The following is a 12,917-nucleotide window of genomic DNA, read 5'->3' as shown; positions in this document are numbered from 1 at the left end:
CAATGAAGAGGTTCATTTCCATACTCCTGTTGATAGCGCTGCCTGCGCCGGGTGTGTCGGCATTCGAGTTTGTGCTCGGGCAGGGAACCGGAATGGGGAATGGTCTGCTCCTGTCCCACTCCAGCCCGTCGATGCTCCTGAGCGCGCCGAGCGGTGGGTTGTATCAGAATGAATGGCGGGTGGAGACCGGGTTCAATCGGCAGTTCGATATGAGCGAGTTCGATCAGGTGTTCGTTGCCGCCGGGGGCAGATGGAAGAAAGTCTTGTCCGCAATAGGCTTTTCTCAGTTCGGCGAGGGGGACCTGTATTCCGAACGAATTGCCAAACTCTCGCTGGGCTGGCAGGAGCAATTGGTATCGATCGGGCTGACCGGTTCGGTACTGATGGCCTCGTTCGGTGGTCACTATGGCAATCTGAGTGCGGCGTCGTTTGGCGTGGGGGTGGGATTTCGGAAACATCCCTACTATGCGGCGGTCAGCGCCGATAACCTGACATCCCCTCGGCTGGAGCGCGGCAGTCCGCGAATCGAGCCGAATTATGCAACGTACTTTGAATATGTCAGTTCGCGGTCGATGTCCGTGGTGGGGCGAATGACATTTCAGAACCGAGAGACACCGCAGTTCGCGATCGGCCAGCGGATCGTCCTTGGGAGGGGTGGGAGTTTGCTTTGGGGTTTCTCGACCGCGCCGATCCAGTTCGGCGGCGGTGTCGATCTGGCGATCAAAGAAAGCACAATCAGCTACACTGTATCGTATCATCCGGTACTGGGGCTTTCCCACACGGTGGCGGTCTCGTACGGGTCGAAGCTGCCGAAGGCTGGGGGCGATGAGTTTAAGTAAGCGCGAGGATATCGAGCGCTGGGAGCGTGAGCATCTGGCCGGCTACGCGGCGAAAGCATGCGAGTCGCGCGGACGGGTGTTTCCCCAACCGGAACATCCGCTGCGAACCGCCTTTCAGCGTGACCGGGACAGGGTTATCCACTCCACCGCTTTTCGCCGGATGGAATACAAGACGCAGGTATTTTTGCCGCACGAGGGGGACCATTTTCGCACCCGGCTCACACACACGATCGAAGTGGCACAGATCAGCCGGACACTGGCGCGGAGCCTTCGGCTCAATGAGGACCTGAGCGAAGCGATTGCGCTGGCTCATGACCTGGGACACACGCCGTTCGGACACGCTGGGGAAGACGTGCTGGACGAACTTCTGAAAGATTGCGGCGGGTTCAATCACAATCGGCAATCGCTGCGCGTGGTGGACTTGCTGGAGCAGCGGTATGCCGAGCATCCGGGACTGAATCTGTCGTTCGAACTGCGCGAAGGGATAGCCAAGCACGAGACCAAGGTGCGGCTTGACCTGTCGGAATTCGATCCCTTCACTCGGCCAACCTTGGAAACATCACTTGTGGATATCGCGGATGAGATCGCGTACAATGCACACGATGTGGACGACGGACTGTCAGCCGGGATCATCAGACTGGATGAGTTGCGAGAGTTGTCCATTTGGGCGCACGGGGCAGGGAATCTCTTCGCGCAGTCCGGTCAGGCAGCGATGTTGGTGGATGACCAGAAGCGGTATCTACTGGTGCGTCACCTGGTGAACCTGCTGGTGACCGACGTGCTGGAAGAAACGGACCGGCAACTGAACCGTCTTGGCATCACAACTCTTGACCAGTTACGGCATGCGCCGGAGCGAGTCGGCCGGTACTCGCCCCGGATACAGGAGCAAGTGGCAGCACTCAAGCAGTTCCTCACGGTGAAGCTGTACCGCCATCCCCGGCTGCTTGACATGACGCAGTGGGCGCGAGAGATACTTGAGCGGCTGTTCGTACATTTCATTCACCATCCGGACCTGCTGCCGCCCCGTTTTCAGGAGATGCTGTTGACGGAACGAAAAGAGGTGGTGATAGCAGACTACATTGCGGGCATGACCGATCGGTATGCGGAGAAGATTTATGGGGAGGTGGGGTGAGAATGCGGTTGGAGAGGGTCTATTGACCCTCATCCGCCCTTCGGGCACCTTCTCCCTGAAAGGGAGAAGGGGTGGAACCGAGGTGAAGCGATTTCGTTCGTAGTCGTTACTACTCTCCCAAGTCACTCCACTCGGCGTCCTCAAGCCAGTGGTTGGGGCGATCCAGGAATTCAATGACGTTCTGCATCGTCACCCAATGGCGATGTTCTTCATCGGCGATCCGGCTGAGCACGTTTTTCTGGCGGGGATCGGTCACTTCGGCGGCTTTCACACGGTAGAAGTCCTCGGTTTTCTTTTCAACTTCTTGCGCCTGCTCCCAAATCCTCTTTGCCTCAGGCGGAAAAGAGAACTCCTTGTCGGCCGCTTTTAGTTCCTCAAAGACGTTCTTAACGGTGTTGAGAATGGTAGTTTTCTCCGATTCCTTATAGTCCGCTTGAAGCCCTTCGTGCATCGCCTTGAAGATGTTATAGTGCTTGAGTTCGTCATGAGCGAGCTCTTCCAGGATTCGTTTTAACTCGGGTTGGCGGATTTTGGCCGCGTGCTCCAGATAAAACGCCCGGCCATCCTGTTCCATCTTCATAGCGTATTCGAAAATGCTCATGGTCGTCTCCTTTGTCAGTATTGCTTTTTGCGCACACAAGGTATAAGCGTGTACGGGCGATGTCAACCGCGGTTGAGCAGACGTTTACAGGCGATAAGGGGAAAGCGTCCGTTAGCAGCAACGCGGGCAGCTTGATTCACACACAAATGCAGTTATCTTGACACCATGAATGTCTTGCGGGCGGTCTGCCCGGCACTGCTACTGGTGCTGTTATTCGTGTGCGGTACAGGTGGCGCCTATGAGCCTCCGGAGTCGGTGGCGCGCGAGTATGCGGTGTACCATCTGGACAACAAAACGTATCTGAGCGCGGCAGATTCGATTGTGGTTAGCACTCGCCGCCGTCTAATTGCCTTGATACGAGACAGTCTGGATTATCGACCGGACATCTACGTGGTCGGAGACCTGGCGTATTTCCAAAGCCTGATCGGGGGTGGATTCCCGGACTGGGGTGCGGCCGCGGCGGTGGCGCCGCTCAGGCGGATAGTCATCAAGTCGCCGGACCGGTTTCGCGTGAACCGGAGCCTTGGCGAGTTGCTGGCGCACGAATACACGCACTTGGTGGTAGAAAAGAGGACCGGGTTTTATCGTCCTCCCCGATGGTTTGACGAGGGGATGGCTATGACCATGTCGATGGAGTGGAGCTGGTCGGACAACCTGGCCATGAGCCAGGCGGCGGTGTTCGGGCAGTTTATAAACCTGAACCAGATAGACAATGTCAATCGCTTTGGCGAGGGGAAGGCGCATGTCGCTTATGCTACGTCGTATCTGGCGCTGGAGTATTTTGTACGGCAATATGGCCTTGATGCGGTTAACCGGTTCCTTGACGAAATAGCTCGGGGGAAGAGTGTCGACTCGGCGTTGATTATATCGACCGGTGCGACGGAATCGGAGTTCGACCAGGACCTTCGCGCGGCGTTATCGTCGCGCTTCAACATAACGAGTCTGTTTATGGACACTGTGTATTTTTGGACTGCCCTGGCGATCCTGGTAGTGGTTGGGGCGTATCTGAAATGGCGCAAGCGGCGCACGTATTACAAAAAGTGGCGCGATGAAGAGAAGTTCGAATCGACCGATTTCGACTACGGCGATCCGGACCGCCCTGAACAGACGGACGATGAAGAACCATGGCGAAGCTAAGCCACCACGTCGAATACCTGGCGACACGGTTCGGCATAGCGGTGGCGAATCTGCTTTCGCCTCGTGCGGCTGATCGGCTCGGCGCCGGGCTTGGCGATCTGGCGTACCTGATGCTGACTTCACGCCAGCGGATCGCCATGGAAAACCTCCGTCGCGCGTTCGGCGACAGATACTCGGAACCAGAACTGCAGCAGATCACGCGACGTGTGTTCCAGAATATCGGTCGGACGCTGGTCGAGTTCGCGCGATTCGGCAAGATCAAGGCGGAGGGGGCGCGAAGTCTGGTTGCGGGCGATCTCACTGGTGTGGAACAGGCGCGCGCCAAAGGCAATGGTGGGATAATCGTGACGGCGCATTTCGGCAACTGGGAGCTTCTGGGAGCCTGGTTCGGCGCCATGGGATATCCAATGGACTTTCTTGTTGGCCGACAGCACAATCAAAAGGTTGATGACCTGCTGATCGGGTTTCGTCGCGAGATGGGGGTCGGTATTATTCCCTTGGCCACGAGTACGAGGCAGGTGTTCAAGGCGCTCAAGGCGAATCGCATCACCGGCCTGGTGTCCGACCAGCATGCCTCATCCGGTGGCGTGCGGCTGGAATTCTTCGGCCGGCCGGCCGCGACACCCAGAGGACCGGCGCTCTTTGCAATCCGGGCAAATTGCCCGTTGTTGCCGTATATGTTGCGTCGGGAGTCGTTTGATCGACACGTTGCCATGGCCGGAGAGCCGATCTATCCGCCGAACAGCGGCGACGAAGAAGCAGATATTCGCACGATGACGGAGCAGTACACGGGGTTTTTTGAAAACTGCATTCGGCAGTTTCCGGACCAGTGGATGTGGACGCACAGGAGATGGAAACTGTAGCCGTCAGGCAACCGACAGATAATAACTTGCGTACAATGCAGTATCAAGAATGAGGTTGTGAACGGTCGCGCAGGGGTGGCCAGAGAGTGACATATCTATGAAAAAGTATATCTTTATCGTCGTGTTTGCCGTCGTATTGCTCGGCAGCTACTACGGCGTCAATGCGATTTTCACCAAGGATATCGATATCCCCACCAGCACGGTGAAGAAGGGGGAGTTTCTGATCTCTCAGAAGGCGAGCGGCACTGTTGACGCCAAGCGAGCCTATTCGCTCACGGCGCCGCGTATTCGCGGATTGCAGATCACGTGGCTGGCGCCGGAGGGCTCGATGGTGAAAGTGAAAGATTCGGTGATCAAGTTCGATGCCACCCAGCAGCAGGCCGACTTGCGCGATCATGAATCGGCCCTGAAGATTAATCAAACCGCTCTCGAACGGGCGAAACAGGAGCTGACAATCCAGGAGAAACAGCTGAGGCTGGAGCTGCAGAAAGCTGAGCGGAACTACGATGAGAAAAAACACGAAGCGCCCAAGCTGGCGGAGGAAGCCAGACTTGAGTTGGAACTGGCCCAACTGAATTTCAACGCCAAACTGGAACAGATAAAATCCGATGTCGCCAAGGCCGAGCTGGAAGTGAAGAGGGCCCAGGACAAAGTGAACATGGCGCAGCGAGAATTGGACCAACTCACCGTGACGGCGCCGATCCCCGGTATGGTCGTATACCTCGAAATCTGGAAGGGGGGCTCGATGGGTAAAGTTCAGGAGGGTGACTCGCCGTGGCCGGGGCAGGGGCTGATCAACCTGCCCGATCTGACCGAGATGGTGGTGAAAGCCGCTGTCTCCGAGGTTGATGCCGCCAAGGTTGACTCCGGGCAGGAGGTCATCGTGCGACTGGATGCATTCCCCGACAAGCAATACAAGGGAGTGGTGCAGAAGAAGGGGACGCTGGCCCGCAAGAAAGACTATCAATCCAAAGTGAACGTTTTCGATGTCGAAGTGGCGATCACCGATCATGACGAGAATGTCAAGCCCGGGATGTCGGCGTCGTGCGACGTGGTCATTGGTCGTTTCCCTGATATCGTCACCGTGCCTTTGGAGGCAGTTTTCGAGAAAGAAGGGAAAACCTTCGTGTATCTGGATAGTAAAGACAAGCGCGAGGTGCAGGTGGGTCGCAAGAATGATATGGAGATCGAAGTGACCGAGGGACTTAAAGGGGGTGAGTCGATCTGTCTGGTTGATCCTACCCTGGGTGAGCAGGGGTTCCCCGGCGACCGCGCGACTGAGCCGGAACTGAACAAAGGTCGAGGCGAAGGCGGTCAGGTCCAGGTAAAGAGTTCCAGGTAGCGGATCGGATGGAATATCGACGCATTTTTGCGGTCTCGTTTGAATCGTTGACCGCCCATAAACTCCGCACGCTTCTGACCATGCTGGGCGTGATATTTGGTGTCGCCGCAGTGGTATCGATGCTCTCGATAGGCGAGGGGGCCAAGCAGGAGGTGCTGGAGCAAATATCGATCCTCGGCATCAACAACATCATCGTCAACGCCAAGATCCCCGATGAAATGCCCAACGCTGAAGGCGGATTGTCCCGCTCGGCAGGATTGTCTCGCCTTGACGGTGAGAACATTGCCAAGTTGTCTCCGGCAGTGGTGAATGTCGTGCCGCAGCGGATCGAGGCCGGCATCACCAAGATCCGCGCCGGCAGCAACGAGGCGCCCGCGCGCGTTGTTGCCACGCTGCCGAATTTCGTCAATTCGTCGTCGATAGAAGTCGCGACGGGCCGTTTTCTGAATGGTTTCGACAACGCCAATTGCAGCCAGGTGTGCGTGCTTGGGGCGAAGGCCAAGCGCAGTCTGTTTGCCTTTGCCGATCCGATCGGCAAGACGGTCCGGATGGGCGAGATCGACTTCACGGTCATCGGCGTCATGGCGGACAAGTATATCGGTCGCGGCAAGGTGGAGGGGCTGGAGCTCAAGAATCTCAATGAAGACGTATATATCCCGTTTCAGACGGCGGCAAAGAAGCTCGACCGCGTGCAGCCGGGAGCGTCACAGCAGCAACTGGTCTTTTTCGGCGACAACGATGGCCAGCCCCAGCAGGCTTACAACACGCCGGAGATCGATCAACTGACAATCACAGTCGGCAATTTCAACGATGTGCCGTTGGTGACGAAACTGGTCGAGCGGGTGATGAAACGTCGCCATGCCGACGTGGCCGATTATGAGATAGTCGTGCCGGAGTCACTGCTCCGGCAGTCGCAGAAGACGCAGCGGATATTCAATATCGTGATGGGAGCTATCGCCGGCTTGTCGCTGCTGGTCGGAGGTATCGGCATCATGAATATCATGCTCGCGACAGTCCTCGAGCGGACGAGAGAGATCGGCGTGCGGCGGGCGGTCGGCGCCTCGCAAGGGGATATACTGCAGCAGTTTCTTCTCGAGGCGGTGGCTATCTGCCTGGTAGGGTGCGCTATCGGTTTGGCGTTGGGTCTGATTATTTCGCGGGCGATCTCGTTCTATGCCGGCTGGGCCACGATCGTGTCGGCGTTCTCAATTGTGCTGGCGGTGGGAGTTTCGACGGCGGTGGGTATCGTGTTCGGCATCTACCCGGCGCGTAAGGCGGCGCACCTGGACGTGATCGAGGCGCTCCGTTACGAATAGCGTTATGTTATGCCGGTGAATGTTCCGTGTGAGGGTTCGTTATGAAACGTGTGGTAGTGATTTGCGGCATGGCGATAGGTTCTCTGTTGACGGCTGCCGGGCTTCAAAGCAGAGATCTGACACTGGACCAGGCACTCGATCTGGCCGTCAACCGTACCGCGCGGGGGAGTGTCATCCGCGGCAACCTGGAAGTGGCCGAGCAGAACTATTTCGCCAAGCGGGTGAATTTCTATGTTCCCGAGATCAAACTGGAGGGTTCGCTGCCATCGTACTCGGAGGACAAATCCTATCGTGGTGTATTCGGTTTCAAGGGGAGAGGTTTGTACACATCGACCGATTTCGGTCTCACCTCGGACATCAGCCTGAAACAGAGTCTGATCTTCGGCGGCGATTTCACAGTGCGGGCCAACCTTACCAAACGTGATGAGAAATATCCCGACTCCGACACGCTGGGGAATCTCATCTATCCGATATCGTACACGAAACAAGGCTCGTTCAGCTTCTCGTACGCCCAGCCTCTTCTGAAGCCATCGGAATCCAAATACGAGCTGCACAATCGCCGGGACGATTACGAGATTGCCCGCTTCACCCGGATTGAAGAAGAAGGGAAGCTCCGCAAGGAAGTCATAGAAGCATATGTCGGGGTCCTGCAGACGGAGTTGCGAGCGGACCTGGCCCGCGTGAAGTTTGAATCGTCGCGACTCAAGACCGCTGTCGACTCGGCGAAGCTGGCCGATGGGGTGATCGCTGAGGAGAAGTTCCTCGAGACGTCGTCACTCAAGCTCGACAACGAGTTGAACCATTTCGACATGGAAAACCAGTTAGCAGAAAAACGGCGCCAGATGGCGATTCTGCTGGACCTGGATGCTTCGGACACGTTGCGCCTATTCATGCCTGAGACGTTGGTGGTGCTGGGTGAAGCGACGCGGCGAAGCCTACAGGAGAACTGGTCTTCGACCGTATCGATCAGGCAAGCGGAGTATCGATACAAGAAGGCGAAACGTGCCGCCGACTACGCAGCGTCAGCGCACGGTCTTTCCGGCGATCTGGCGGCCAATTATTCATTCGGCCGGGGCAAGGTGGACGTGGACGGCACCCAGCTTCCGGATATCAACACCAACAGTTGGACGGTGGCGCTCAATTTTACATTCCCCATCTGGGATGGCGGGGCATCGGGGGCGTCGGTGAAGGCGGCACGTCTGGCCGAGGAATCCTCCCGGCTCGAATTCGAGAAAGCACAGAAGGCGGCCAAGGCGGAGATCGAAAGCCTGCTGAACCGCCTTGATGTCAGCCACCGAAAGCTGGCCGTTATTCGTCAGCAGATCGGGCTGGCTCAGAACAAACTCGATATTGCGCAGAAGCGGTTCGATAACGGCGAGATATCCGACATCACGCTGCTTGATGCGCAAATCTTTTTTCTGCAGACCAAAGACAAATACCTGGACGAATTGCGTAATTTTCTGGTGACCCGGCTTGATCTCGAAAGTAAATTCTCCGGATAATGAGCTCTCGCATAGTCATCAGAACCCCCAATCATCTGGGGGATTGTATCATGGCGCTTCCCATGATCAACGAAACGCGCGAGGCACACCCCGGCGCTACGGTCACCGTGCTGGCGCCCGAGTCGTTGGCCGAACTGTACGAGCAGAACCCGGCAATCGACGCGACCATACGGATTCCAACGCAGCATGTGCATGGCCTGATGGCGGTGGTAAAGATCAAGGAGATACTCTCGCGGCACAACTTCGATATCGGCTATATCCTGCCACCGTCGTTTGGCGCCGCGGCCGGATTCAAGCTGGCCGGTATCAAGGAGCGTGTGGGCTATATCGCCGATGGGCGGCGGCTTCTGCTGACCCGTCCCTTTGCCATGCCGACACCGCTTAACTGCCAGCACCGGTCCGCCACCTACTTCGAACTGCTCCGTCGCGCGATCGGGCGCAACCTGGAATACACCCCGCCCCGCCTGTTTCTGAACGACAACGACAATGAGCGGGCCGTTACAGTGCTTGCCGATTTCGGTCTCACTTCGGGCGAGCGCTACGCGTGCCTGGCGTTTCGAGCGGTCGCCGAATCACGTCGCTGGGGAACTGCCAATTATGCGGCCCTGGGGAAGGAGCTGGTTGTGAAATACGATGTGAAGGTCGTGTTGATCGGTGCAGCCGAGGATACCCGCTGGGGCGATGAGATCGTTGAGAGCGTCGGCGTCGCCAGGACCGTCAATCTGGCCGGAAAATGTTCCGTGCGGGAATCAGCGGCGGTGATGGCCCGCGCGCAGTTATTTGTGGGCGATGATTCCGGACCGGCGCACATGGCGGCCGCGACCGGCGTACCGACGATCGTATTGTTCGGAGCCGGGGATCCGGCCGAAACAGCTCCCCTCGGGGAGTATGTGCGAGTGGCGCGACTGGCTCATTTGGAATGCATCGGATGTGTTCGCAATAGCTGCCCTCTCAGGGGAACCGCCCGTATGCGATGCATGACCGAACTTACCGTGCCGATGGTCATGAATGAAGTAACGGCGCTTGAAAAGCGTGCCTTCGGACCGGCGCCGCGTTAGGGTTTGCCGGCGTCCGCGCTTGCGGTGGTCACCGCCACGGACAGGATCTTGTCGAATTCAGGCAGTTCTTTGTAGTTGGCCAGGGCGTGGTCGTAGAGATGCGACAGCTGGTACTCCAGCGCGCCGCACTGGACCATGACGTACGGGACCTGCGCCAGCCGGCTCGATTCGGCCATCTTGAGCAACTCAATTTTCCCGGAGAATCGAGCGTCGCAAATGACCAGGTCGCAGATCAGGCGGAGATCCCCTTCGATTCTGGCAACATCGTCCACCATATGAAGTGACGCACCTGCACTACAGGCCGGTTTGAAATAATGCTGGTACAGAGCCTGGTCGGACGAGAAGATCAGCAGTCTAAGGTGACGTGGCGGATCGATTGACGTATGCTCCGGATTCGGCGCTGTGCTGAGCGGCAGGCGAAGACTGAAGGTGGAGCCGATCCCCACCAGTGATTCCACCAGCATGTCGCCGCTGTGCTCGCGAGCTATGTTGCGGCAGATCGCCAGCCCCATGCCGGTGCCCGATATTCTGTCCTGGCCCCACACCCCCTTCGTCGAGAAGAACGGATCAAAGATGCGCGCCAGATTCTTCGCGGGAATGCCTATGCCGGTATCCCCAACCTTCAACCAGGCGTAGGTATCATCAGCCGTGAGTACGATACTCACGACACCCATTCCTTCGATAGCATCCTGGGCGTTGATGAGCAAATTGAGGAGCAACTGCTGGATCTTGGAGGGGGAGACTTCAACATCCGGAATCGCTTCCAGATAGGTCACTACCTCAATGCCGCGTCCGCGCATCTCCTTCTCGACCAGATTCAGCGTGTCAGTGATGATAGGGTGGAGGTTGGTGCGGACCCGGTCCTGTGTTCGCGATTTGGAGTAGCTGAGCAGTGTCATGGCGACCTGGTTCGCCTTCTCGCCAAGATCGATGATCTGTGAGAGCGTCTCTTTTGCCAGATCGAGGCCGGGGGAACTTCCCGCAGCCAACTGGTCGAGGGTGAAGGAGGCGTTGCCAATGATCCCGCCCAGATAATTCTTGAACTCGTGGGAGACGCCGGCGGCCAGCACGCCGATAGCGGCCAACTTGTCCGATTCGAGGAGCTGTTGCTGGGCGGCGATTTCGGCGGTGATATCCTCGCCGATCAGCACGAAGTTCATTAGGCGGCCCGTTTCGTCCCGGACCGGAGTTAGTGTCACGTGCTCCCAGAATATCTCGCCGTTCTTGCGACGACTGCGGAGACGTCCGGACCAGGTGGCCCCGCTTCTGATGGCGCCCCAGACGGCTGCAATGACCTCTTCGTCGTTGTCCGGCGATTGGAGTACGCTGAGAGGTTTGGCAATGACTTCCGGCAGGCCGTAGCCGGTGACCTGACAGAAGCGCGGATTGACAAACTCGATGAAGCCGTCGGCGTTGATCATCGAAATGAGATTGGCCGATTGCACCATCGCCGTTGAGAGTTTGCGGAATTCCCGTTCGTTGAGAACTCTTTCGGTGATATTCTCCTTGAGCGCGAGGTAATGCGTGATACGACCGTGCTCGTCGGTGATGGCGCAAATCGACGCCATTTCCCAGTAGAGTTCGCCGTTCTTCTTGCGATTATGAAGTATCCCCTGCCATCGCTCCCCTCGGCGGATAGTGCTCCAGAGGTCGCGATAGACGTCTTCCGACATGAGTCCGGATTTCAAAAGCCGCGGGTTTTTCCCCCTGACCTCGTCAAGGCTGTACCCCGTCAGCTCGGCGAAGCGCCGGTTGGCATATTCGATGTTCCCGTTCAGGTCCGTGATGATGATGGAGATGGGACTCTGTTCGACCGCCTGAGATAGTTTTCGAATCTCATCCTGATCCCGCATGCGGGCGGAAATGTCGCGGATAATCCCGACGACATGTGTGATGCTGCCTTCGGCATCCCGGACCGGCCGGCTGAGTTCTTCGACGGAAAGCAAACCACCCGATTTCGTGTGGATGCGCCCGAGGAAGGGGACCGTCTTGCCCTCCTGCGTGATTGCCGCCAGACCCTTTTCGACCTGGGGGATGTCGTCGGCATGAACAAAATCCCGCAGGTTGCGGCCCACGATCTCGCCGGGCGAATAGCCGGCGATCCGCTCGACATTCGGCGTGATGTACGTGATCACGCCGTCGGGATCATACGCGTACGCGACGTCATTGATATTCTCGATCAAGGTACGGTATTTCTCTTCCGATTCGCGAAGCGCTTTCTCGGCCTGCTTCTGCGCCGTGATATCCGCCATGACCGCCATGTGCCCGATAATCGTGCCGGCGGCATCGCGAAGGGGCGCCGTGGAGAGACTTATCTCGATCGAGGTGCCGTCCTTGCGGCGGCGCGTCGTTGCCACGGTGGACGACGACTCACCTCGAACGACACGGGCACGCAGCGTTTCAAACTCACTCTGCCTCGTTTCGGACGCCAGGGGGTTGGATCGGCCGATAACTTCCTCGCGCGTCCAACCGAACATGCGCTCGGCGGCGGCGTTCCACAGTGTTACCCGCCCCTGCCGATCCACGGCCATGATCCCTAAAGGTGAAGCGTTGAACAGCGCCTGCAGCTGCATGGTTGCGGCCCGTAGCACTTCCTGTTCTTGTTTTCGGACTGTGATATCCCGCACGGTTGCCAGGATCAATCGCCGTCCACGATACTTGATGGCCGTGAGAAACACCTCGCAATCGAATTGAGAGCCGTCGCGCGGGCGCCTGGCCTTCCATTCGAACAATTGGTCCTCACCGGCCAAGGTGCGCGCCCAGATCTCCCGAACCTGACCGGCCGGATTTCCCGAACCGCTGTAGTCGTTCAGGATGGAATATCCAAGCGCCTGCTGGCGCGTGAGATCGTACATGCGCAGCATGCGGTCGTTGACGTCAACAACGGTCCCGTCTTCGTCGTGGATGAAGATTGCGTCGTGGACACTGTTGAAAATGACGCGCAACGCTTCATCGGTTTCCCGAAGCGCCATCCTGACCGGACCGGTGCCGCGAGGGGCCGGTCTACCAGCGGGTTCGGCGGCCTGGTCGTTGCCCCCCTGTTCGACGGGCTCCACCCTTGTGTTATGCATAGGCCGTCCGGTGGCCAAAGGAATATGTCGTCAATTCCATATGGACATATATCGGA

General features: G+C 57.7%; 10 protein-coding genes. 8 read left to right on the top strand and 2 right to left on the bottom strand.

Annotated features, from left to right (window positions below; all coding sequences use genetic code 11):
* Positions 1–2: 2 nt before the first annotated feature.
* Both AB1644_13160 and AB1644_13155 read left to right on the top strand, forming a co-directional pair.
* Positions 3–839: a hypothetical protein gene (locus AB1644_13160; protein MEW6051996.1), complete on the top strand. Its 837-nt coding sequence runs from the start codon at positions 3–5 to the stop codon at positions 837–839.
* Positions 826–1,971 carry a deoxyguanosinetriphosphate triphosphohydrolase gene (locus AB1644_13155; GenBank protein ID MEW6051995.1) on the top strand — a complete coding sequence of 382 codons (1,146 nt, stop codon included), beginning with the start codon at positions 826–828 and terminating at the stop codon, positions 1,969–1,971. Before AB1644_13160 ends, AB1644_13155 begins: the two co-directional genes overlap by 14 nt.
* 109 nt (positions 1,972–2,080) lie before the next feature.
* On the opposite strand, the gene AB1644_13150 is transcribed toward AB1644_13155, so the two are convergent.
* Positions 2,081–2,572: a ferritin family protein gene (locus AB1644_13150; GenBank protein ID MEW6051994.1), complete on the bottom strand. Its 492-nt coding sequence runs from the start codon at positions 2,570–2,572 to the stop codon at positions 2,081–2,083.
* A gap of 165 nt (positions 2,573–2,737) precedes the next feature.
* Here AB1644_13150 and AB1644_13145 point away from each other — a divergent pair, with 165 nt between their 5' ends.
* The 6 genes from AB1644_13145 to waaF all read left to right on the top strand — a co-directional run bounded on the left by AB1644_13145 (position 2,738) and on the right by waaF (position 9,790).
* Positions 2,738–3,709 (top strand): hypothetical protein, encoded by a 972-nt coding sequence (locus tag AB1644_13145; protein ID MEW6051993.1) that lies wholly within the window; start codon positions 2,738–2,740, stop codon positions 3,707–3,709.
* Positions 3,697–4,572, top strand: a complete 876-nt coding sequence (locus AB1644_13140) for a lysophospholipid acyltransferase family protein (GenBank protein ID MEW6051992.1) — start codon at positions 3,697–3,699, stop codon at positions 4,570–4,572. Before AB1644_13145 ends, AB1644_13140 begins: the two co-directional genes overlap by 13 nt.
* A 97-nt stretch (positions 4,573–4,669) precedes the next feature.
* A complete protein-coding gene (locus tag AB1644_13135; GenBank protein ID MEW6051991.1) occupies positions 4,670–5,914 on the top strand; it encodes an efflux RND transporter periplasmic adaptor subunit in 1,245 nt (414 codons plus the stop codon).
* 8 nt (positions 5,915–5,922) lie between these two features.
* Positions 5,923–7,230, top strand: a complete 1,308-nt coding sequence (locus tag AB1644_13130; protein ID MEW6051990.1) for an ABC transporter permease — start codon at positions 5,923–5,925, stop codon at positions 7,228–7,230.
* A gap of 41 nt (positions 7,231–7,271) precedes the next feature.
* The gene (locus AB1644_13125) at positions 7,272–8,732 is read left to right on the top strand and encodes a TolC family protein (protein MEW6051989.1); all 1,461 of its coding nucleotides are present in this window, start codon (positions 7,272–7,274) and stop codon (positions 8,730–8,732) included.
* The gene (gene waaF, locus AB1644_13120) at positions 8,732–9,790 is read left to right on the top strand and encodes a lipopolysaccharide heptosyltransferase II (protein MEW6051988.1); all 1,059 of its coding nucleotides are present in this window, start codon (positions 8,732–8,734) and stop codon (positions 9,788–9,790) included. Before AB1644_13125 ends, waaF begins: the two co-directional genes overlap by 1 nt.
* Here waaF and AB1644_13115 read toward each other — a convergent pair.
* Positions 9,787–12,861 carry a PAS domain S-box protein gene (locus tag AB1644_13115; GenBank protein ID MEW6051987.1) on the bottom strand — a complete coding sequence of 1,025 codons (3,075 nt, stop codon included), beginning with the start codon at positions 12,859–12,861 and terminating at the stop codon, positions 9,787–9,789. The genes waaF and AB1644_13115 overlap by 4 nt on opposite strands.
* Positions 12,862–12,917: the final 56 nt, after the last annotated feature.

The sequence above is a fragment of the Candidatus Zixiibacteriota bacterium genome (assembly GCA_040753875.1).
Lineage (GTDB): Bacteria > Zixibacteria > MSB-5A5 > GN15 > FEB-12 > DATKJY01.
The sequence above is the reverse complement of the archived record's forward strand: the minus strand, read 5'-3'. Positions and strand labels throughout refer to the sequence as shown.